Here is a 20822-nt window from a genome sequence, read left to right as displayed (position 1 = left end):
TTGTCAGCGACCCAACTGTCAGCGGACCACGCCGATTCCGGTGAACGACCGGTCGTACTCGGTGAACGACTGGTTGTTGTACGGCGCGTAGATCCAGGTGCGCAGGGAGTTGGCGGCGGTGTCGATCTCGACCAGGCGTACCGGGTTCGTGGTGTTGGAGTGGAACGTCTGAAGGAACGTGTAGATCTTGTTCCCGTTGACGCCGGTGTCGACCCGGTTCCCGGCGACGCCGACGTGACCGGAGAACACGAACCGGATGTTGGCGTACTGCTTGACCAGGTTGTCGAAGAGGTACTGCGGGCTGGTCGCGCCGTACGAGGCGCTCTGCTCGATGGCGCCGTTGCCGTCGATGAAGTCATGGGTGACGACGATGACGTTGTGCCGCGGGTGGGCGGCGACGACGCCCTTGGCCCAGCTGACAGCCTCGACCCGGGGCCAGAGTTCGAGGGTCAGCACCATCCACTGCACTCCGCCGGCCTCGAAGGTCGAGTACGAGTTGTCGACCTTGCCGGCCTCGAACTGTCCCTTGACCGCGCCGTACTGGCCTGCCGTGAAGAACTGGTTGAACACCGTGGTGTCCCGGACGAGTTCCCGGGTGCGGGCGGGGTCGCGGGCGGAGCCGCCGACGCCGGTCGCCTGGGTGTCGTGGTTGCCGATCGCCAGTGAGTACGGGATGCCGGCGGTTTCGATCGGGCGCATCGCGTTGCGGGCGATGACGTACTGGGAGTGGTCGGGGGTGTCCCAGTTGACCACGTCGCCTGAGGAGGCCACGAAGCGTAGGTCCAACGCGGACCGGTTCTGCACGAGCCAGTTGGTGCGGTTGTGGAACCGGGAGTCGCCGGTGTTCAGCACCTCCTGTTGGGTGTCCGGCATGACGGCGAAGCTGAACTTCGTGTCGGTGGGTCCCGGGGTCTCCATCCGCGCGTACGCGACGTGGACGTTGCGGTCGCAGGGATCGGCCCGGAAGTCGTTGATGAACTGGATCTTCACGGTGTGCTGACCGGCGCCGACCGCGGCGCCGACCGGGTAGGTGCCGTAGCTGGTAGCGCTGACGACGGTGGTCTGGCCGACGCTGACACCGTCGACTGTCACCCGTACGGTCGGCCAGCCTTGGCAGTTCTCACCGATGGCGCCGATCAGGACCCGCCCGGAGCCGGTGATGCTGGTGGTGGCGTAACTGGAGTTGCCCCAGAGCGAGGCGTGTGTTCCGGAGGCGGGCACGGGAGTGCCGGTTGCCGTACGGATCGCGCCGTCGACCACGGCGAACTGGGAGGGCTCGGCGGCGTTCGCCGCACCGCCGACGAGCGCGCCCCCTGCCACCGCGACCGCGGTTGACAGGGCCCACGCGACGATCGCGGACCTGGATTTCCTGTTACCCACCGCTTGTCCTCCCTCGACGACAGTCGCCCACGAACCGGGCGATTGCATCGTAAGGAAAATCAGTACGACGTACGTGAATGCGTGAAGGACACTTCGGATACCCGGGCTGCACCCTGGGTGCATTCGCGGTGGCACCGACCCACCGCGCCGAGGGCCGTCCGGCGCTCGTGCGTCGTCCCGACGGATGCGAACTCGCGGTCGCGCGGCCGGAACGTCGTCGCCGAACGGGTCAGACGAGCCGGCCGTCGTGGGCGAGCAGGGCGATCTGGGTGCGGTTGTCGAGATCCAGCTTGGTCAAGATGTGCGAGACGTGGGCCTTCACGGTGGTCACGCTCATCAGCAACCCGGTGGCGATCTCCGCGTTGGAGCGTCCCTGCGCGATGGCCACCACGACGTCGCGTTCGCGGGGCGTGAGCAGGGCCAGCCGGTTGCTCGCATGCTCGTAGGACTCGGCGCCGGACGCCACCCGCTGCATGAGGCGACGCGTGACCCCCGGCGACAGCATCGGGTTGCCGGCCGCGACGGCACGGACGGCCTGGCTGATCCGCTCCGGCGGGGTGTCCTTGAGCAGGAAGCCGCTGGCGCCGGCCCGCAGGGCCCGCACCACGTGCTCGTCGGTGTCGAACGTGGTGAGCACGATGATCTCGGGTGGTCGGGGGCGGCGGCGCAGGCGTTCGGTGGCGGTGATGCCGTTGACCCCCGGCATCCGGATGTCCATCAGCACCACGTCGGGCATGTGCCGGTCCACCGCGGCGATCGCCGCGCCGCCGTCGGCTGCCTCGCCCACGACCACGATCCCGTCGGCGCCGTCGAGCATCATCGTCAGCATTCCCCGTACCAGCGGGTCGTCGTCGACGATGACGACGCGGACCAGGCCCGTCACCTCGGCCACGGCAGCCACGCGGTGAGATGGAACCGACCCGAGGCGTCGATGTGATGGGTGACGCGACCGCCGGTGAGGGTGGCCCGTTCGGCGAGACCGATCAGGCCGGTCCCGGCGCCACCGGTGGCGCCGCTGTCGGCCGTGGTCGGGTTGCTCACCGCGATGCTCAGGCCGGCACCGGGCGCACCGTCGAGTGCGAGCATCACCGGCTGCCCGGCGGCGTGCTTGCGGGCGTTGGTCAGCGCCTCCTGCGCGATCCGGTACGCGGTGCGACCGAGCGCCGGCGGGACCTCGACCGGCGGGTTGAGCGGGTCGTCGACCTCGATGTCCTGTCCGGCCGCCCGGGCCTCCGCGACCAGGCGCGGCAGGTCGGCGAGGGTCTGCCCGGGTGGCGCGTCCGTCGACGCCTCGGCGTCGTCGCTGCGCAGCAACGTGATGACCTCGCGCAACTCGTCGAGGGCGTGGTGCGCGCTGGCCCGGATCACGCCGGCGGCGGCGCTGAGCCGCTCGGGTGGCGCGTCCGGCCGGTACTCCATCGCGCCAGCGGCCGCCGCCAGCAGCGACAGCCGGTGGGCCAGCACGTCGTGCATCTCCCGCGCGATCCGGGTGCGCTCCGCCGCCCGGGCCTCGACGACCCGGCGTTCCTGCTCCTGCTCCGCCCGCCAGGCCCGGTCCCGTAGCGCCGACAGCAGGGCGTGCCGGGCCTGCGCCCAGGTGCCCCAGCCCAGCAGGGCCGCGTACGCGGCCGCCATCAGCACCAGCCGCCACCCGTACGGCAGGCTGGGCATCGGCCGCCAGACCGCCTGCACCGCCTCGCCGACCACCCCGACCACCGTCACCGTCGAGGCCTGCCGGAACGGGCGGCTGCGGGCGGTGAACAGCACCGCGAAGCTCGCCACCGGGGTGACCACCGGCGACAGCGCCACCAGCAGGCCGGCCAGCACACCACCGACCTCGGGGCGGCGGATGGTCACCGGGACGAGGGCCAGGGCGGCCACCGCCAGCGCGACATCCGTGCGGAGCAGGGCGGTCGACCCGGAGCGGGTGGCCGCCCACAGCATGGTCGCGACGAGTACGCCGATCGCCACGGTCGTCACTCCCACCGAGGCGGAACGCCACGCCCGCGGCGGGCCGACTTCGCACGTCGCCGCCTCCACTCGGGCAGGCTACTGGGCTCGCGGCGGCCCGGACCACCTCCTTTGGTAGTAGGCGACGCCGTCGTCGGATGTACCCGCCGCGGCCTCGGGACCGACGTGCCCGACCCGGGCCGGTCCACAGACTCGTGGCATGACGAACAACCTTCCCCTGCGCCGAGCCGCGGTGGCGGCCGGCGCGATCCTGGTGGCGGCGGCGGAGTTCACGATCCTGCACTCGGTGGCCGGCGTCGACCTGGCGGCCGGCTCCGGAAACTCGACCCGGCAGATCACCGTGGCCGCGGTCGTGGTGGCCGCCGCGGTCGCGGCGCTGGCCGGCTGGGCGCTGCTCGCAGTGCTGGAACGCCTGACCGCCCGAGCCCGCACCTGGTGGACCACGATCGCTGTCGCGGTGCTGCTGCTGTCGCTGCTGGTCGGGCCGCCGAGCGGCGTGGGCGCGGGAGCCAGGGCGACCCTCGGCCTGCTGCACCTGAGCGTCGGCCTCGTCCTCATCCTCGGCCTGCGCCGGTCGCGTCCGGAAGGGCTGAACCGATGACGACGCTGACCGTACGCAAGCAGGACGGCGCCTACGTCCTCGACTCCGCCGCCGGACCGCGCGCCTCGCTGCGCACCGGTTGGACCTGGCGCCGCGCCGAGATCCGCACCGGCACCGGCCTCTGGACGGTCGCGCCGACCGACCGCCGACGCATCGGGTTCACCGCCCAGGCCGAGCACGGGGCAGCGGTGCGACTCGACCCGCGCCAGTCGCACGTGCCGGGGCCCGGCGGGGTGGCGCGCTGGGCGCCCGGTCGCCGCGGCGGCGAGCTGGTACGCGACGGTCATCGGCTCGCGGTGCGCCTCCCCGGCCGGCCGGGCGGGCCGATCCGCGTCGACGTGAGCGGCGAATGGGCCGAGGTGGACCTGGTGGCGCTCACCGCCTGCTTCGCGTTGATGAGCAGGCGGCGGCGACGCACCCTGATCATGATGGCCGTCATCGGCGGTGCCGGTCGGGGCCCCGTGTAGTGAGGGATGCGGACGCCCCGGTGCGGATCGTGGTCGGAGTGAGGCCCCACTGCGGGCGTTGGCTTCAGGTCAGCCATCAACCTATGGTGGAGGCATGCCGCCGGTGACGTTCCGCTCGCCTGCCGTCACTGAGGTGGCGGCTCCCGGCGCTGTCCGCGTGGCGGGCCGCCTGATGGCCGACATGCGGGTGCCGGTCGTCCGCGCGCCGCACATGGCGCCCACGCACAGGCTGGCGAGCCCGGCGCGAACCGGCCGAGGCCCTCCCCCGGAATCGTTGCATCCCAGACGACCGCCAGGGCGAAGCTATCGAGCTTCGGCCCTTTTTCTTTTCCACGTCCTTTTCGAAAGGCAGACCATGAGCGTCGATCATCGTACTGTCGACCAGGGTTGGCTGGCTGACCTGCGAGCGTCCCTGGCGGACGACTTCGCCACACAGACGGCTCGGCTGCGGGAACTGACCGAGCTCAACGCGGACACCGGCGACCCCGGCGAGGCCCACAACCAGGCCGCGCTGCTGGTGTCCACCCGCCGCAACATCGAGCAGATCACCGGTGCGCTCAACCGGATCAGCGACGGCACCTACGGTGCCTGTGAGAAGTGCCGTCGAGACATCCCGGCCGAGAGGCTTGAGGTTCTCCCGCACGCTCGCTTCTGCGTGCCGTGCCAGGAGAAGCACAACCGGTGACGCTCGTGTGGCTGCCGTGCCGCGCGGCTGGCGCGGCAGCCACACATCGCTACGTGCGAGATGGTTCCGCGACGGTGACGCCACGTCCGCGTCAGGTGACGGTCATGGCCCTGGACGTTTCCGGCGGACCTCGCGAGGCCGCACCTGGAGCCGACCCAGCCCCGATTTTCTTGATGCATACCATGCAGAGCACTCAGGCTGTTCACGCTGGCTGATCCCGGATAGGGTCCCGCCAGTCGCCCAGCCAGGAGGTTTGCCGTGCTCAGGAAGCGTGCGCTCCACGTCGTCATCGGTCTCGTCACCATCTCGATCGCGGCAACGGGTTGTGGCCGCTCGACGAGCGGGCAGACGCCGCAGCCCGGCGGCGCGGCCTCCGTCGCCGCCGACGCGAAGGCCGCCGACCTCGTGCCCGCCACCATCAAGGCGAAGGGCGCCCTCCGGGTCGCCACCGCCGAGGGCTACCCGCCGATGGAGATGTACAAGCAGGGCACACAGGACCTGACCGGCGTCGACCCGGAACTGGCCGAGGCCATCGCCGGGCGGCTCGGCCTCAAGCTGGAAATGACCAACGCCAGCTTCCCCGGTCTCATCCCCGGCCTGCAGGCCGACCGCTGGGACCTCGCGATGTCCTCGATGAGCGACACCGAGGAGCGGCGCAAGGCGGTCGACTTCGTCGACTACTTCCAGGCCGGTGGCTCGGTCATGGTGGCCAAGGGCAACCCCGCAGGCGTCAAGGACCTCGCCGACCTGTGCGGCCGTGCCGTCGTTCTGGCCAAGGGCAGCTCCAACCTCGCCATCGGCGAGGGGCAGAACGCCACGTGCGCCAAGAAGATGACGATCTCGCAGAGCGAGGACGCGCCCACCGGCCTGCTCCAGATCGATGCCGGCCGGGCCGTCGCCACCATCGTCGACTACCCGGTCGCCAAGATGCTCGCCCAGGAGAGCGGCAAGTACGAGGTGCTGGAGGCCCAGTACGAGGCCGGCCCGTGGGGCATCGCGATCGACAAGAAGGACAGCCAGCTGCGCGACGCGGTGCAGCGGGCGCTCCAGGAGCTGATCGACAGCGGCGAGTACACGAAGATCCTGGAGAAGTGGGGCGTGACGGGCAGCGCCATCCAGGCGGCCATCGTCAACGACCAGAAGTGAGCACGCCCGTGGACCGTACGACTGACCAGCGGGTACGCGCCGCGGACCCGGCGCCCGCAGGGCCGGACACCCCGCAGGCCAACCGGATCAGTCACCCCGTCCGACCGGGGCGGTGGCTGGCCGCCGGCGTGGTCGCACTCGTCCTGGTCTGGCTGGGCTGGTCCATCGCCGTCAACCCCAACCTGCACTGGGACATCGTCGTCGACTACCAGTTCGACAGCGTCATCCTCGAAGGGCTGTGGGTCACCATCCAGCTGACGGTCGCGTCGATGCTGATCGGCGTGGTCCTCGGCGTGGTGGTGGCCCTGATGCAGATCTCCGAGAGCCGGATCCTGCGCACCGGCGCCACGGCCTACGTCTGGTTCTTCCGGGGCACGCCACTGCTGGTCCAGCTGATCTTCTGGTTCAACATTGCGCTGATCTTCCCGGAGATCGGTCTCGGCGTGCCGTTCGGCGGCCCGAAGCTGGTGACCTGGGAGACGAACGCCCTCGTCACGGGCTTCGTGGCGGCGCTGCTCGGGCTCAGCATCAACGAGGGCGCCTACATGAGCGAGATCGTCCGTGCCGGACTCCGCGCCGTCGATCCCGGCCAGCAGGAGGCCGCCGCGGCCCTCGGCATGTCCCGCGCGAAGATCATGAGACGGGTGGTGCTGCCGCAGGCGATGCGGATCATCGTCCCGCCCACCGGCAACCAGTTCATCTCGATGCTCAAGACCACCTCGCTGGTCTCGGTGATCGCCGGCGCCGACCTGCTCACCGTCGCCCAGCGGCTCTACCTGACCAACTTCGAGGTGATCGCCCTGCTCATCGTCGCGTCCATCTGGTACCTGGTCCTCACCACGGTCGCCACCATCGGCCAGTACTTCCTGGAACGCCGGTTCAGCCGGGGCTTCGGGACCACCGTCCCCGGCACGCTGCGCGGACGCATCGGCCGCAACCTGCGGTTCACCGGGACCGCGCGATGACCCCGCCGATGGTGCGGTGCCAGCAGGTACGCAAGAGCTTCGGCCACCTCGAGGTGCTGCGCGGCATCGACCTGGTCATCGAGCGCGGCCAGGTGGTCTGCGTGGTCGGGCCCTCCGGCTCCGGCAAGTCCACCCTGCTGCGCTGCCTCAACCACCTGGAGGAGCCGCAGGCCGGCCGGATCCACGTCGACGGCGAACTGATCGGGTACGAGGAGCGCGGCGGGCGGCTGCGACCGCTGCCGGACGCCCGCCTGCGCCGGCAGCGCGAGTCGATCGGCATGGTGTTCCAGCGGTTCCACCTCTTCCCGCACCGCACCGCGCTGGGCAACGTGATGGAGGGCCTGGTCGCCGTGAAGGGCGTCCGGGTGGCCGACGCCCGCAAGCGTGCCGGTGACCTGCTCGACCGGGTCGGGCTCGCCGACCGGGCGCACCACTACCCGGCGCAGCTCTCCGGCGGACAGCAGCAGCGGGTGGCCATCGCGCGGTCCCTGGCGATGTCTCCGAAGCTGATGCTCTTCGACGAGCCGACCTCGGCGCTCGATCCCGAACTGGTCGGCGAGGTGCTCGAGGTGATGAAGGACCTCGCGGCCAGCGGCATGACGATGATCGTGGTGACCCACGAGATGGGGTTCGCCCGCGAGGTCGGCGACCACCTGGTCTTCATGGACGACGGCCTGATCATCGAGGAGGGCCCGCCCCGGGAGGTTCTCGCCGCGCCGGCGCACGAACGGACCCGCGCGTTCCTGTCCAAGGTGCTGTGATGGAGCTGGACCTGCTGGTCACCGGCGGGGAGATCATCGACGGCAGCGGCTCGCCCGCCCGCAGCGCCGACGTGGGCGTGCGGGACGGCCGGTTGCTGCTGCTGCCACCGGGCAGCCGCAGCGCCGCCGCCACGGTCGTCGACGCGGGCGGCCTGGTCGTCACCCCCGGCTTCATCGACGTGCACACCCACTCCGACCTGCTCGCCGGCGACGACGAGCAGCGAGAGGCGCTGCGCCTCGCGCCGCTGCGCCAGGGCGTCACCACCGAGATCTGCGGCAACTGCGGGATCAGTCCCTTCCCGGTCCCGACGGGACGCGCGGAGGCGGTGCGGGACCTGGTCGCCGCGACGTTCGGCCCGCCCGCGGCGACGTACGCGTCCTTCGCGGAGTTCGCCACCGCGCAGGGCGCGGCCCGGCGCAACCACCTCGCCGCCCTGGTGGGCCACGGCACGCTCCGCGCCGCGGTCCTCGGCTTCGCCCAGCGGCGGGCCACCGCCGACGAGCTCCGGCGCATGTGCCGGCTGCTCGACGACTCGCTCACCGCCGGCGCGGCCGGCCTCTCCACCGGGCTGATCTACTCGCCCGGGGTCAACGCGGGCACCGACGAGGTCATCGCGCTCGCCCGGGTCGCCGCCGCGCACGGCAAGCCGTACGTGACGCACCTGCGCGACGAGATGTCGCAGGTCGAGTCGGCGCTGGAGGAGGCGATCGAGATCGCCACCGCAGCCGGGGCGGCACTGCAGGTCTCGCACCACAAGACGGCCGGGCGACGCTCCTGGGGCGCCACGGTCCGCACCCTGGCCCGACTCGAACGCGCGCGGGCCGAAGGGCTGGACGTCCTCTGCGACGTCTACCCGTACACCGCGGGCAGCACCGCCCTGCACGCCCTGCTCCCGCCCTGGGTCATCGCCGACGGCGTGCCGGCGATGCTCACCGCCGTCCGGGAGGCGGCGGTCCGGGACCGCATCCGCGCCGACCTGGCCTCCGGGCTGCCCGGCTGGGAGAACACCGTCGGCAACGGCGGCTGGGACCTGATCAGGGTTGCGTCCGCCCCGACCAGCCCGGACGTCGAGGGGCGCACCATCGCGGACCTCGCCGCCGCCCGCGGCGTCGACCCCGTCGACCGCGTCAGCGATCTGCTCGCGGCCGAGGCCGGCAACGTGACCATCCTCAGCCACTCGATGCGGGAGGACGACGTGCGGCGCGTACTCGCCAGCCCGCTGGCGATGGTCTGCTCCGACGGCGTGCCCAAGCCCGGGCGTCCCCACCCGCGCTGGGCGGGCAGCTTCGCCCGGGTGCTCGGCCACTACGTCCGTGACGTGGGCCTGCTGAGCCTGACCGAGGCCGTGCACAAGATGACCGGGATGCCCGCCCGCCGCTTCGGCCTGGCCGGGCGGGGTCTGCTCGCCGACGGGCACGCGGCGGACCTGGTCGTCCTCGACCCCGCACAGGCAGCCGACGGCGCGACCTACGACAACCCGCTCACGCCACCACGGGGCGTCCACCACGTCGTGGTCGACGGCCGGGTCGTCGTGGACGGCGACCGGGCCACCGACGCCCGACCGGGTCGGGTGCTGGCCGTACCGGATCGCGCGCTCGCCACGCCGGGGCGGACGTGACCGCCGACGACCCGGCCGCCCCCACGCGCGTCGGTGGGATGGTGCGACGGCTGGACGACCGGCGGACGCTCTCGCGCGACCCGGACCGGGTCCTGCCGCTCGCCAGCGTCGGCAAGCTGCTGCTGCTCGGCGAGGTGGCCCGCCGCCTCGCCGACGGCACCCTCGCCCCCGACCAGCCGGTCGACCTGCTCGACGACGACCGGGCGCTCGGCGGAACCGGCCTGCTCGGCCTGCTCTCCCCGCAACGGTGGACCGTCGCCGACCTCACCACCGCGGTCGCCGCGGTGAGCGACAACGCGGCCACGAACGCCCTGCTGCGGCTGGTGACGCTCGACGCCGTTCAGGAGCTGGCCCGCCGTAGCGGACTTCGGGACACCACGGTGCACGACCGGATCCGGGCCGCCCGCGGCCCCGACGTACCACCGACGTTCGCGACCGGCACCGCCCACGACCTCTGCGCCTTCCTCGCGGACGTGGCGACCGGGACCTGGCAGGGCCGGCGGGCGTCCGGACTGCTGCGCGGGTGGCTCGCCCGGAACACCGACCGCACGCTCGTCGCCGACACCATCCGCCACGACCCCTGGTCGGTCGCCGGCGTCCAGGTGATGAACAAGACCGGAACCGACACCGGCGTACGCGCCGACGCCGGCATCGTCGTCGGCCGGCACACCGTCGTCTACGCCGTGGTCGCGGCGTTCCCGTCCGGCGCGGAGCGAGCCGCGGTGGGGGAGCTGCGGCGGTGGGGCACGGCCGTCGACCGGCTCGCCGGCACCCCGGGCCACCGCTCCACCAGCTCCTGACTGAGCCCCGCCGCGGCGTCGGTCAGCCGGTCCACGAAGCTGCCGACCACCGGGTTCGGGTTGCCGGGGCGCAGCGCCACCCCGATCTCCCGGTGCAGGTTGGCGTGGGCGAGCGGCTGGACCGCCACCTCGCTGGGGTCGCGCAGACCCAGCGACGGCACCAACGCGACGCCGACACCGGCCCGGACCAGGCCCAGCACCACCTCGTAGTGGTCGCTGCGGCAGCGGATCCGGGGCTGGAATCCCTCGGCGCGCGCCGCCAACTCCAGCACGGAGACCTCGCCCTGCACACCGAGCGTGGTGATCCACGGCTCCTCGGCCAGGTCGGTGAGCCGCAGCCGCCGTCCGGCCAGGGGGTGGCCGGCCGGGAGCACCACCAGTTGTGGATCAACCATCAGCCAGGAGACCGTCGCGGAGGAAATCTCCGGGGTGGGACTCAGCGGATGGTCGAACACCACCACGAGGTCAAGCTCGCCCTGGTTGAGGCGGGGGAGCAGGTCGGACGGTTGCCCCAGGATCAACGCCAACTCGACCTGAGGGTGGTTGGCGGTGAAGCTGGACAGGGCGCGCGGCAGCAGCTCCGTGCCGGCGGTGGCGAAGAAGCCGATCCGCAGCAGACCCCGCCGGCCCTCCCCGTGGGCGGACAGCTCGTCGCGTGCGGCCGACATCAGATCCATGATCTGCTGCGCGTAGTCGGCCAGGCGCTGGCCCGCCACGGTGAGCCGCAGGCTGCGCGGCCCCCGGTCCACCAGCGCCACGCCAGCCTCCTGCTCCAGCGTGGCGAGCTGGTGGGAGACGGCGGACGGGCTGAGCCGGAGCTGCTCGGCGGCGGCGACGATGGTCCCGTGCCGGGCGATCTCCAGCACCACCTGCAGGCGCGCCGTGTTGAACATCCGTGGACCGCCTTCCCCTGCTCCCAGGGGCGCGCACGGCCCCGCCGCTGCCGGGCCACCCCGTCGCACCTGCCGGATCGGAGGCGGCCTGGTCGTCGTCCCGGCGGCCTGTTGAGAATACGCACGATCACCGGAGCCGGGACGGCTGCCATCCGCCGCACCCGTACGGGAGAGGTGGAGCCCACGCCACGCAGCACGCGCCGACGACTGCGCTGCTGCACGTGGTGGATCGGCCGCTGGACGGCACGTACCCGTGACCCGGTGGTGTTGAATGTGGACACCGAACGTGAAGGGGTGACGATGCCGGAACTGGTGTTGGTGGTCGAACCGGAGCAACCGATCGGCGGCGAGCGACTCGACGCCCTCACGCAGGGGCTCGGTGACGACCTGCGGACGATGGCCCGGCTACAGGTCACGTCCGTCGCCGCCGCGGACCCGGGGCACGGGAGCAAGTCCGTGCAGGCGTGGGAGCTCGGCATGCTGGCGGTGGGCGGCCTCTTCTCGGCCACCACGATGCGGGCCATCGCCCAGATCGCCATCGCGTACGCCGAGCGGACCAGGACGCGGTCGATCCGCATCCGCCGCGGCGACACCGAGCTGGTCATCACCGGCAGCACCCGGATCGACGATCCCACGCTCGTCGCCGGGTTGGCGCGCCTGATCGAGACGTCCGTCCCGTCCGGGTCGGCCCTCCCGTCGTCCTCCGGGGAGCAGGCTGCCCCGCCTCCGGCTCCCCGGCCCCGCTCGGGCGGCACGGGAGCGTGAGCCGTGGGACAGCGACTGGCCCTGCTCATCGCCAACGACCGCTACATCGACCAGTCGCTGGCTGACCTCTATGCCCCGCGCGAGGAGGCCCGGGATCTGCAGAGCCTGCTCGCCGACGCGGACATCGGGGCGTTCGACCGGACGATCCTGCTGGAGAACGAGTCGAAGAGCTCGGTCGAGCGCAACATCGAGATGATGCTGCGCGGCGCCGGCCCGGAAGACCTCATCCTGCTCTACTTCTCCGGCCACGGGATCCGCCGCGGCCCCAAGGGCCGGTTCTACCTGGCGGTCGCCAACACCGAGGCCAAGTACCTGTCGTCGACGGCGATCTCGGCGTCGTTCGTCCACGAGCTGCTCGACGAGTCACCGGCGGCCAGCTCGATCATCCTGCTCGACTGCTGCTACAGCGGCGCGTTCGAGCAGTCCAAGTCGCCGGCCGAGCTCAACCTGGACGGGGAGCTGAAGGCAGGCGACGGCCGGTACGTCATCACCGCAACGAACTCGGTGGAGCGGGCCGGCGACGGCCAGCCGGCCACCGCGGCCACGCCGCGGCAGCGGTCCGCGTTCACGGAGACGGTCATCCAGGGCCTGAGCACCGGGGCGGCCGACCTGACCGGCCGGGGCCGGATCACCCCGGAGGACCTGTGGCGGTACGTGCAGCTGGAGTTGCCGAAGCGCACCACCGAGCAGTCGCCCTGCCAGTTCGGCCGGGCGAGCAGTGAGGTGCACGTCGCGTTGTCCCGGGACGGGCACCACCGGCCGCGTGGGCAGCGGGACCAGCGGGATCCGCGGCTCGGTGACCTGCTCGGCCCACTGAAGGCCGTCGACGACCTGAAGCTGTGCGCGGTCGAGTGGCGGCAGCGGGGACTGCTCAAGGTGCCGGTCGGCCGCAGCGAGCGTGTCGATCAGCGCTCCGGTGAGCCGGTGTCGCTGGACCTGGCGTCCTCGGAGGGGCATCTGCTCATCGTGGGACGGGCCGGGATGGGCAAGACGACCTTGTTGCGCACGATAATCGGGGGTCTTGCGCTCACCCACTCCGCCGACGAGGTGGTGTTCCACTGCCTGGAGTCGGGTGGCAACTGGTTGGGACCGATGCGGCGACTGCCGCACGTACAGACGGTGTTGGGCGACGACGAGGTCGAAGAGCTGGGCAAGCTGCTGACCCGGCTCGAGGACGACGTGCTGCGGCGCAAGCGGCTCTTTCGGGACCACGAGCTGGAGTCACCCGCGAGCCTGCGCGCGCGGCGACACCAGCTGCAGGGCGGGCCGTACCCGGACGTGTTCCTGGTGGTGGACCGCTGGCAGGACTTCGCCATGCTGCTGGACGGCTTCACCAGCCGGGTCGTCGAGTTGGCGAACCGGGGCCTGGGGTACGGGTTCCACCTCGCCGTGCTCGACCGGAGCTGGCGGACGATCCCCGAGGAGCTGACCGAGCTGCCGCAGCTGCGGATCGAGACCCGGCTGTCGCAGCCCGCGGACTCCATGGTCGATCCGGACCATGCCGCTCGGCTGCCACTGTCCATGCCCGGCTGGGCCATCCAGGGCCGGCGGACGTTCCGGATCGCTCTGCCGGAGCTGACGGTGACCGACGTCGACCCGGATCTCGAGTCGGAGTTCGACGAGGTGGTGCCCGACGGGGCGACCGCGATGATCTCGATGATCGCGGAGGCGTGGGGCCTGCCGGCACCCCCGAGGGCCGGTGCGGGGGACCTGGCCGGCGCGACCAGGGACGAGGCGTTGGAGGTGCTCGGCTTCGCCGACCACCAGGCGCTCATGACCTTCGACGGGGCCGTGACGCCGCTGGGCGCCACGCACCTGCGGGTGCCCATCGGCTTCGAGTTGGGCGGTCAACCCGTCCTGCTCGACCTCAAGGAGTCGGCCCAGGGTGGCATGGGCCCGCACGGCCTCGTCATCGGCGCCACCGGGTCGGGCAAGAGCGAGCTGCTGCGTACCGTGGTCGCCGCGCTGGCGGCACGGCACTCGTCGGAGGAGTTGAACTTCGTCCTGGTGGACTTCAAGGGCGGGGCGACGTTCGCGTCGTTGGACGCGTTGCCACACACCAGTGCGGTGATCACGAATCTGGCGGACGAGTTGCCGCTGGTGGACCGGATGCGCGACGCGCTGGCCGGTGAGCTGAACCGGCGGCAGGAAATGCTGCGGGCGGCGGGGAACTACGTGTCGCGCTACGACTACGAGAAGGCGCGGGCGGCGGGTCAGCCGCTGGAGCCGATGCCGAGCCTCATGATCATCTGTGATGAGTTCTCGGAGTTGTTGGCGGCGAAGCCCGACTTCATCGACCTGTTCGTGATGATCGGCCGGGTGGGCCGGTCGCTGGGGGTGCACCTGTTGCTGGCCTCGCAGCGGCTGGAGGAGGGCAGGCTGCGTGGGCTGGACACGCACCTGTCGTACCGGGTCGGTCTGCGGACCTTTTCGGCCGTGGAGAGCCGGATCGTGCTCGGCGTGCCGTACGCGTACGAGCTGCCCAACGCGCCAGGGCACGGTTACCTGAAGGTCGGCAACTCGACGATGACCCGGTTCCGGGCCGCTCACGTGTCCCGCCTGCCCGTTCAGGACGACGCCGGGTCCGACACCCCCCAGGGAGACGCCTGGGTCGGCGGTACGGTCCTGGACGTCCTGGTGGACCGGCTACGTGGCCGCGGCCGGCCGGCGCACCAGGTGTGGCTACCGCCGCTGGCCGACCCGCCACCCCTGGACGATTTGCTGGGGCCGTTGGCGGTGCATCCGGAGTTCGGTTTGTGCAGTGCGAGCGGACCGGACCGGGGTCGGTTGACGGTGCCGGTGGGTGTGGTGGACCGGCCGTACGAGCAGCGCCGTGACCCGATGATGGTCGAGCTGGGCGGTGCGGGCGGCAACGTGGTGATCGTGGGTACGGCGCTGAGCGGCAAGAGCACCATGCTGCGGTCGTTGATCGCGTCGCTGGCCCTGACCCACACCCCGCGGGAGGTGCAGTTCTTCTGCCTGGACTTCGGTGGTGGCTCGCTGCGCAGCCTGGAGGGGCTGCCGCACGTGTCGGGCGTGGCGGGGCGGCGCGACGCCGAGGCGGTGCGCCGGACAGTGGCCGAGGTGGTGGCGGTTCTGGACGACCGGGAGGCCCGCTTCGCCCAGCACGGCATCGACTCGGTGGTCGGCTACCGCCGTCGCCGGGCCGCTGGTGAGTTCGCCGACGACCCGTTCGGTGACGTCTTCCTCGTGGTGGACGGCTGGACCACCGTGCGCCAGGAGTACGAGGAGCTGGAGCAGACAATCACCATGTTGGCCAACCGGGGCCTCGGCTTCGGCGTGCACGTGGTGCTCACCGCGGTCCGCTGGGCGGAGGTGCGGATGACCATGCGGGATGTGCTCGGCACCAAGCTGGAGCTGCGCCTCGGCGACCCGGGCGAATCGGAGATTGACCGCCGCTCGGCCGTGAACGTGCCGGAGAAGTCACCCGGTCGCGGCCTGACCCGCGACAAGCTGCACTTCCTGACCGCCATCTCGCGGATCGACGGCCGCCGGGACATCGATGACCTGAATGAGGCGTCGGTCGCGCTGGCCGGGCAGGTAGCGGAGAACTGGCCCGGCCCTCCGGCGCCGAAGGTGCGGCTGCTGCCGCGCCAGCTCTCCGTCGCGGAACTCGACCGGGTGGCGGACCGTGACGCGCCAGGTCTGCCGATCGGGGTCAACGAGACGGCACTGGCTCCGGTCTACCTGGATCTGGCCGCGGATCCGCATCTGACGGTGTTCGGAGACGCGGAGTGCGGCAAGACCAACGTGCTGCGGATGATCGCCCGCCAGATCGTGGCCAGGCACACCCCGGCGCAGGCCCGGCTGGTCATCGCGGACTACCGGCGGAGCCTGCTGGGCGCGGTGGAGGGGGAGCACCTGCTCGACTACGCCTCGTCGAACGGGGCGTTCAGCCAGGGGCTGATGTCGATCCGGACCGCCATGCAGAATCGGCTGCCCGGGCCGGAGGTCACTGCCGCTCAGCTGCGGGATCGCAGCTGGTGGAAGGGCCCCGAGCTGTATATCTTGGTCGACGACTACGACCTGGTCGCCTCCGGTGGCAACAACCCGCTCAGCGCGCTGCACGAGCTGCTGCCGCAGGCCCGTGACATCGGCCTGCACCTGATCGTCACCCGCCGCGTCGGCGGCATCGCCCGTGCCCTGTACGAGCCGATCCTGCAACGGCTACGCGAACTCGAGACGCCCGTCCTGCTGATGTCCGGCAACCGGGAGGAGGGCGCCATCGCCGGAAATCTGCGGCCGAGCCCACAGCCGCCCGGTCGGGGAGTGCTGGTGCGCCGCCGCGACGGCCAACAGGTCATCCAGACCGCCTGGGTCGAGCCCGAGTGACCCGCCCGGATCGACTCTCACCACAGGTTGGGTGGCGGTAGGGCGGCCACCTCCGCGGCCGCTCTCCGCTGCGCCGCCGCCGCGCGCGCCAACGCCTCCGCCACGCGGGCCGTCAGCCGGTGCGCGACGGCCCGCACCGCCATCGGCGCCGAGCCGGACGGCGACACGACCTCGCCCTCCGGCGTGACCACGAGCCCCACGAGGCGCGCCTCGTGGGTCACCTGGAGGACCAGCTCACGTGCGTGGGCAAGCTCATGGCCGCGGTCGGCCAGTGTTGCGGCGATCGCCGCGTAGGCGTCCTGCGCCTCATCGAGCCGGCGGGTCAGCCGACGCAGCAGCTCCCCGACCTGTTCCCGGTCGCGTCCGGCGCGCCAGTGCCCGTCGAGAAGCCGGTGCAGCCGGCCCAACTCGGCAACGCTGTCCCGGGCCGTGCTGGCCGCCTGCGCCCACCGCTCGCCGTCGTCCGGCCCGGACCCGGGCGCGTCGGCCACCAGCCGGGCGTACGACACCGGTCTCTCCGTCATGCGTCACCGTGCTGGGCGAGCCGCGTCGCCAGCTCGTCGTCGGTCGCCGTGACCGAGCGGGTGACCTCCCGGAGGAGTTCCTCGATCTGGCGAAGCTCCGCGCCGATACGAGGCAACTCGTCGGCCCAGGACACCAGGCTCTCCTCTCCGCTGCCGACAAGGGGCTCAACCGAGAGCAGCAGGTCCACGAGGTCGCCGATGCCGCGCGCGACCTGGAGGAGGCCATCCGGGTCCAGGTCCAGCGAGCCATCGTCCACGGACTGATCCACCCTCCGGCAACGCCGGCCGCGCCACCCGGCCGCCGTAGCGCATTCTCGCAGCCGTGGCGCGACGCCAGCTACCCACCGCTCCGGGTGGAGCGCGCCGATCCCCGCCGCCTGCCGCCGGCCCAATGGCAGGGTGGTATCCATGGACAGGAAGCACGTCGACGATTGGCTCGCCGCCTACGAGCAGGCTTGGCGGACGCCGGGCACCGCCGGGCTGGTCACGCTCTTCACCGAGGATGCGAGCTACCAGCAGGGGCCGTACTGGACGCCCGTCGTCGGCCTGCCGGCCATCGCCCGGATGTGGGAGGCGCAGCGCAGAGGCCCCGACGAGGTGTTTCAGATGACCAGGGAGATCGTCGCGGTCGACGGCGACACCGCGGTGTCGCGCCAGGAGGTCCGCTACGGCGACCCGGTCGACCAGGAGTACCGCGACCTGTGGGTGATGCGGTTCGCCGACGACGGACGTTGCCGGTCGTTCGAGGAGTGGCCGTTCTGGCCGGAACAGCAGCCGGCCAACCCGGACGTGGACGGAGATGCGTCTCCTAGCTGATCGGGGTGTGGCCCAGCGGCCAGCCCGCGCCCGTTCTCATGTCAACGGGAGGGCGCCCGGGGGCCGTTGCCCGTAACGTCCACCAGCTCCGCGAGATGGGCGCGGTAGTTCGGGCAGGTCGCGATGTCCTCATGCGAGCAGTCCAGCCCGGCCTCCAGCAGATCGAGCGCCGACCGCAGCGCGGCCATCCTGTCCTGCAACGCGCGGTGGTTGCGGCGCAGCACGTCCTTGCGGGCGGCCGGGTCGCGCGCGGCGAGGAACGCCCGGATGTCCGGCAGTGGCAGGCCGGCCTGCTTCGCGCGCACGATCGACGCCACTCGGAACAGGTCGTCGCGGGTGTAGCGGCGGCGGTCGCCCTGGACTCGGGCGGGGGAGAGCAGGCCCACCGACTCCCAGTGCCGCAGCACGTGTGCCGGCAGGCCGAAATGGTCGGCCACCTCGCCGATCGTCATCGGTCTTGACTTCATGTCGACATTAAGTCCGACCATGGCGGGCATGTCCAGTCTTCTTGCTGTCCTCGACGCCGTGGAGAGAGAGTCCGCGGCCGTCGAGCTGCGCGCACGTTCCTACGAGTTGCTCGGCGACCTCACCGGCCAAACCGTGGTCGACGCCGGCTGCGGCAGTGGCCGCGCGGTCGCCGAGCTGGCGGAGCGCGGGGCCCACGCGGTCGGTGTCGACCACGACCCCGAGGTGATCGCCGTGGCCCGGGAGCGCTGGCCGGCCGGCGAGTTTCATGTCGGCGACGCCTGCGAGCTGCCCCTCGAGACCGGCTCGGTCACCTACTACCGGGCGGACAAGGTGTTGCACATGCTCGACGACCCGGCGCGAGCCGTGGCCGAGGCCCGCCGGGTGCTCGCGCCGGGCGGCCGGGCCGTGCTGCTCGGCCAGGACTGGGACATGATCGCCATCGACTCGGACGAGCCGGAAGCCACCCGCCGGCTGGTCCACGCCAAGGCGGATTCGCTCCCGTCGCCGCGCGTTGCCCGTAGGTATCGCAACCTGCTGCTCGACGCCGGGTTCACCGACCCGGTCGTCGAGGTACACACCGCGGTGTTCACCGACGACACCGCGCTCGCCCTGCTGCGACGGATCACCGACGAGGAGAGCTGGCTCGCCGAGCAGGCCGAGCGCGCCCGCGCGAACCGGATCTTCGTCGTCGTGCCGATGTTCCTCGTCGCCGCTCAGGGATAGCGCCGAACTCGAGGCGTGTGGTGGGGCGGCTTCTGTTCAGCGTCGCGAGCCCGTCCTTCTGGTGCCGAACGACGCTGACGACGGGATCTGGCAGCAGTGGCAGGATCGGGCACCTTCACCACGCGATCGGGGAGATCCGACACGGTCGGCGCCGTAGTCCTTCGATGCGTCGGTGCGGGCACCCAATGGGTTGGCACCACACCGCCTGACCGCATTACCGTGCCAGCCGTGCGCATCCACGATGACGAGGTCCGCGCCACCGCCGGGCAGGTGCGCCGCCTGGTGGCGGCCCAGTGCCCGCAGTGGGCCGACCTTCCCGTGACGCCCCTACCTGACGAGTGGGAGGGCACCGACCACGTACTCTTTCGGATCGGCAACGAACTCGTCGCCCGTATGCCCAAGATCGCCTCGGCGGTCGACCAGGCCGATTCTGATGCGCGGTGGCTGCCCCTGCTGGCGCCCCACCTGCCTGTGCGGATTCCCGTTCCGCTTCACCTGGGTGGGCCGGGCGCGGGGTACCCGTGGCGGTGGACCGTGGTGCCGTGGGTCGTGGGAAACACGCCTCCCCGGCTTGGCTGCGACGACGTACTCCTGGCCCGCGATGTGGCAGCCTTCGTTCGCGCTCTGCACAGGGTGGATCCGGCCAGCGGTCCGCTCAAGCCACCGGGTTCCCGCGGATCCGCCCTGCTCCACGCCGATGAGAGCGTCCGCCGTGTGCTGCCCCGGCTCGCGGAGCATGACGACGGCTTCGATGTGACCGCGGCCGAGGCGGCCTGGGACGGCTGCCTGGCTGCTCCTGAATGGGACCGGGACCCCGTATGGATCCACGGTGATCTGCAGCCGGGCAACCTGATCACCGACAGCGGCCGACTGGCCGCGGTCATCGATTTCGGCGCGCTCGGTGTCGGCGATCCGGCGCCGGACGTGGCTCCGGCGCTGTGGACCTTCACCGGCGCGGCCCGGAAGGCCTACCGGGAGGCGATCGAGTACGACGACGCCACCTGGCGCCGCGCCTGCGGCTGGGCCCTCGCACCGTCGCTGACCGGCATCGACTACTACCGGCACACCTTTCCGCGCATGGCCGAGCACGGCCGCCGAATGGTCCGGGCAGTGATCGCCGAACTGGCGTGAGTGCCACTGCCAGCCAAGTGGCTACGCGCGCACGGCGGACCCGCGCACGCGCTGGGAGACCCGGGAGGTTGGGCACCCGACTGAACGTCCTGCGCCAGCCGTGATGTGCTCCCCGGCCTCGTACAGCGCAACGTGGGGAACTTCGGTCGTTGCCCATGGGCGACGGTCTGGAATGCTTCGCCCATGCCTTCCTACCCGCCTACCTTCGCCGACCAGGTGGTCGCGCAGCCAGCCCATGCCCAGTTCGAGGCGTTCCTCGACGAGCATCGCAGCGCGCTCAATGGCTGCTTGGACGGGCTGACAGAGGAACAGGTGCGCCGATCGTTGGTGGCCTCCCGGACCACGCTGCTGGGTCTGGTGAAGCACGCGACTTTCGTCGAGAAGGTCTGGTTCGACGAAGCCGTCACGTGCCGGTCGCGAGCTGAGATCGGCATTCCTGCGTCGTCAGAAGAGTCGTTCATCCTCGATGACGACGACACGATCGCCACCGTCCAGCAGGCACACCGTGAAGCCTGCGAAGCATCACGCCGTGCGACGTCCTCCCTGGGTCTGGACGACATCCTTCACGGGCACCGGCGGGGCCCGCTTCCACTGCGGTGGGTGTATCTCCACGTGCTGCGCGAGCTCGCCCAGCACTGTGGGCACGCGGACATTCTTCGAGAGCAGCTCATCAACGAGTAGTGCGCGGACGTCCACTCAGGCCACCGACCGCGCTACGGGGCGTGGCCGAGTACCCGGTGTCACAGCCGGGCCA

At 71.6% G+C, this 20822-nt stretch carries 20 protein-coding genes and 1 pseudogene; 14 read left to right on the top strand and 7 right to left on the bottom strand.

Going from position 1 to position 20822, the window contains the following annotated elements:
- Nucleotides 1–18: 18 nt before the first annotated feature.
- From DKT68_RS08175 to DKT68_RS08165, 3 genes are all read right to left on the bottom strand, one after another.
- Entirely contained in the window at nucleotides 19–1380 is a 1362-nt protein-coding gene (locus DKT68_RS08175) for a carbohydrate-binding domain-containing protein (protein ID WP_109816799.1), read from the bottom strand.
- A 229-nt stretch (nucleotides 1381–1609) separates the two neighbouring features.
- A complete protein-coding gene (locus DKT68_RS08170; RefSeq protein ID WP_109816821.1) occupies nucleotides 1610–2272 on the bottom strand; it encodes a response regulator in 663 nt (220 codons plus the stop codon).
- On the bottom strand, nucleotides 2260–3366 hold the full coding sequence (locus DKT68_RS08165) for a sensor histidine kinase (protein ID WP_236646786.1): 1107 nt from the start codon (nucleotides 3364–3366) through the stop codon (nucleotides 2260–2262). The genes DKT68_RS08170 and DKT68_RS08165 overlap by 13 nt, the downstream gene beginning before the upstream one ends.
- Before the next feature lie 184 nt (nucleotides 3367–3550).
- On the opposite strand from DKT68_RS08165, the gene DKT68_RS08160 reads away from it, so the two are divergent.
- The 8 genes and pseudogenes from DKT68_RS08160 to DKT68_RS31840 all read left to right on the top strand — a co-directional run.
- A complete protein-coding gene (locus tag DKT68_RS08160; RefSeq protein ID WP_109816798.1) occupies nucleotides 3551–3952 on the top strand; it encodes a DUF6069 family protein in 402 nt (133 codons plus the stop codon).
- Nucleotides 3949–4419, top strand: a complete 471-nt coding sequence (locus DKT68_RS08155; protein ID WP_109816797.1) for a hypothetical protein — start codon at nucleotides 3949–3951, stop codon at nucleotides 4417–4419. Before DKT68_RS08160 ends, DKT68_RS08155 begins: the two co-directional genes overlap by 4 nt.
- 94 nt (nucleotides 4420–4513) lie before the next feature.
- Nucleotides 4514–5104 carry a TraR/DksA family transcriptional regulator gene (locus DKT68_RS31845; protein ID WP_236646785.1) on the top strand — a complete coding sequence of 197 codons (591 nt, stop codon included), beginning with the start codon at nucleotides 4514–4516 and terminating at the stop codon, nucleotides 5102–5104.
- A 258-nt stretch (nucleotides 5105–5362) separates the two neighbouring features.
- Entirely contained in the window at nucleotides 5363–6250 is an 888-nt protein-coding gene (locus DKT68_RS08145; RefSeq protein WP_109816795.1) for an ABC transporter substrate-binding protein, read from the top strand.
- An 8-nt stretch (nucleotides 6251–6258) separates the two neighbouring features.
- The gene (locus DKT68_RS08140) at nucleotides 6259–7215 is read left to right on the top strand and encodes an amino acid ABC transporter permease (RefSeq protein ID WP_236646784.1); all 957 of its coding nucleotides are present in this window, start codon (nucleotides 6259–6261) and stop codon (nucleotides 7213–7215) included.
- Entirely contained in the window at nucleotides 7212–7976 is a 765-nt protein-coding gene (locus DKT68_RS08135) for an amino acid ABC transporter ATP-binding protein (protein WP_109816794.1), read from the top strand. Before DKT68_RS08140 ends, DKT68_RS08135 begins: the two co-directional genes overlap by 4 nt.
- Nucleotides 7976–9595 carry an N-acyl-D-amino-acid deacylase family protein gene (locus DKT68_RS08130; protein ID WP_109816793.1) on the top strand — a complete coding sequence of 540 codons (1620 nt, stop codon included), beginning with the start codon at nucleotides 7976–7978 and terminating at the stop codon, nucleotides 9593–9595. The genes DKT68_RS08135 and DKT68_RS08130 overlap by 1 nt, the downstream gene beginning before the upstream one ends.
- 38 nt (nucleotides 9596–9633) lie before the next feature.
- Nucleotides 9634–10221 (top strand): annotated as a pseudogene (locus DKT68_RS31840) (serine hydrolase); the annotation flags it as partial.
- A gap of 50 nt (nucleotides 10222–10271) precedes the next feature.
- Here DKT68_RS31840 and DKT68_RS08120 read toward each other — a convergent pair.
- Nucleotides 10272–11288, bottom strand: coding sequence for a LysR family transcriptional regulator (locus tag DKT68_RS08120; RefSeq protein ID WP_109816791.1), 1017 nt, complete (start codon nucleotides 11286–11288; stop codon nucleotides 10272–10274).
- A gap of 300 nt (nucleotides 11289–11588) precedes the next feature.
- On the opposite strand from DKT68_RS08120, the gene DKT68_RS08115 reads away from it, so the two are divergent.
- On the top strand, nucleotides 11589–12053 hold the full coding sequence (locus DKT68_RS08115) for a hypothetical protein (RefSeq protein WP_146218315.1): 465 nt from the start codon (nucleotides 11589–11591) through the stop codon (nucleotides 12051–12053).
- Between the two features lie 3 nt (nucleotides 12054–12056).
- Complete coding sequence (gene eccCb / locus DKT68_RS08110) at nucleotides 12057–16406, top strand: type VII secretion protein EccCb (protein WP_109816789.1); 4350 nt, start codon at nucleotides 12057–12059, stop codon at nucleotides 16404–16406.
- Nucleotides 16407–16423: 17 nt separating this feature from the next.
- On the opposite strand, the gene DKT68_RS08105 is transcribed toward eccCb, so the two are convergent.
- A complete protein-coding gene (locus tag DKT68_RS08105) occupies nucleotides 16424–16930 on the bottom strand; it encodes a hypothetical protein (RefSeq protein ID WP_146218314.1) in 507 nt (168 codons plus the stop codon).
- Nucleotides 16927–17187: a hypothetical protein gene (locus DKT68_RS08100; RefSeq protein ID WP_109816787.1), complete on the bottom strand. Its 261-nt coding sequence runs from the start codon at nucleotides 17185–17187 to the stop codon at nucleotides 16927–16929. Before DKT68_RS08100 ends, DKT68_RS08105 begins: the two co-directional genes overlap by 4 nt.
- 151 nt (nucleotides 17188–17338) lie before the next feature.
- Between DKT68_RS08100 and DKT68_RS08095 the strand changes: the two genes are divergently transcribed.
- The gene (locus DKT68_RS08095) at nucleotides 17339–17746 is read left to right on the top strand and encodes a YybH family protein (RefSeq protein ID WP_109816819.1); all 408 of its coding nucleotides are present in this window, start codon (nucleotides 17339–17341) and stop codon (nucleotides 17744–17746) included.
- 41 nt (nucleotides 17747–17787) lie between these two features.
- On the opposite strand, the gene DKT68_RS08090 is transcribed toward DKT68_RS08095, so the two are convergent.
- Nucleotides 17788–18243, bottom strand: a complete 456-nt coding sequence (locus tag DKT68_RS08090; RefSeq protein WP_236646783.1) for a MerR family transcriptional regulator — start codon at nucleotides 18241–18243, stop codon at nucleotides 17788–17790.
- Here DKT68_RS08090 and DKT68_RS08085 point away from each other — a divergent pair.
- From DKT68_RS08085 to DKT68_RS08075, 3 genes are all read left to right on the top strand, one after another.
- Entirely contained in the window at nucleotides 18242–18937 is a 696-nt protein-coding gene (locus DKT68_RS08085) for a methyltransferase domain-containing protein (RefSeq protein WP_109816818.1), read from the top strand. The two genes, DKT68_RS08090 and DKT68_RS08085, sit on opposite strands and share 2 nt — an antisense overlap.
- A gap of 96 nt (nucleotides 18938–19033) precedes the next feature.
- The gene (locus tag DKT68_RS08080; RefSeq protein WP_201748947.1) at nucleotides 19034–20068 is read left to right on the top strand and encodes an aminoglycoside phosphotransferase family protein; all 1035 of its coding nucleotides are present in this window, start codon (nucleotides 19034–19036) and stop codon (nucleotides 20066–20068) included.
- Between the two features lie 183 nt (nucleotides 20069–20251).
- Nucleotides 20252–20749 (top strand): DinB family protein, encoded by a 498-nt coding sequence (locus tag DKT68_RS08075; RefSeq protein ID WP_109816784.1) that lies wholly within the window; start codon nucleotides 20252–20254, stop codon nucleotides 20747–20749.
- The last annotated feature ends 73 nt before the right edge of the window (nucleotides 20750–20822 follow it).

It is taken from the genome of Micromonospora acroterricola (genome assembly GCF_003172955.1).
GTDB classification, from domain to species: Bacteria; Actinomycetota; Actinomycetes; order Mycobacteriales; family Micromonosporaceae; genus Micromonospora; species Micromonospora acroterricola.
The sequence above is the reverse complement of the archived record's forward strand: the minus strand, read 5'-3'. Positions and strand labels throughout refer to the sequence as shown.

What these genes read in the sequence shown, in the direction of transcription:
- DKT68_RS08135 (WP_109816794.1), top strand. Translation starts at nt 7,212, where the DNA reads ATGACCCCGCCGATGGTGCGGTGCCAGCAGGTACGCAAGAGCTTCGGC.
- DKT68_RS08130 (WP_109816793.1), top strand. Translation starts at nt 7,976, where the DNA reads ATGGAGCTGGACCTGCTGGTCACCGGCGGGGAGATCATCGACGGCAGC.
- DKT68_RS08120 (WP_109816791.1), bottom strand. Translation starts at nt 11,288, where the DNA reads ATGTTCAACACGGCGCGCCTGCAGGTGGTGCTGGAGATCGCCCGGCAC.
- DKT68_RS08155 (WP_109816797.1), top strand. Translation starts at nt 3,949, where the DNA reads ATGACGACGCTGACCGTACGCAAGCAGGACGGCGCCTACGTCCTCGAC.
- DKT68_RS08085 (WP_109816818.1), top strand. Translation starts at nt 18,242, where the DNA reads ATGTCCAGTCTTCTTGCTGTCCTCGACGCCGTGGAGAGAGAGTCCGCG.
- DKT68_RS08075 (WP_109816784.1), top strand. Translation starts at nt 20,252, where the DNA reads ATGCCTTCCTACCCGCCTACCTTCGCCGACCAGGTGGTCGCGCAGCCA.
- DKT68_RS08090 (WP_236646783.1), bottom strand. Translation starts at nt 18,243, where the DNA reads ATGCCCGCCATGGTCGGACTTAATGTCGACATGAAGTCAAGACCGATG.
- DKT68_RS08105 (WP_146218314.1), bottom strand. Translation starts at nt 16,930, where the DNA reads ATGACGGAGAGACCGGTGTCGTACGCCCGGCTGGTGGCCGACGCGCCC.
- DKT68_RS08160 (WP_109816798.1), top strand. Translation starts at nt 3,551, where the DNA reads ATGACGAACAACCTTCCCCTGCGCCGAGCCGCGGTGGCGGCCGGCGCG.
- DKT68_RS08095 (WP_109816819.1), top strand. Translation starts at nt 17,339, where the DNA reads ATGGACAGGAAGCACGTCGACGATTGGCTCGCCGCCTACGAGCAGGCT.
- DKT68_RS31845 (WP_236646785.1), top strand. Translation starts at nt 4,514, where the DNA reads ATGCCGCCGGTGACGTTCCGCTCGCCTGCCGTCACTGAGGTGGCGGCT.
- DKT68_RS08115 (WP_146218315.1), top strand. Translation starts at nt 11,589, where the DNA reads ATGCCGGAACTGGTGTTGGTGGTCGAACCGGAGCAACCGATCGGCGGC.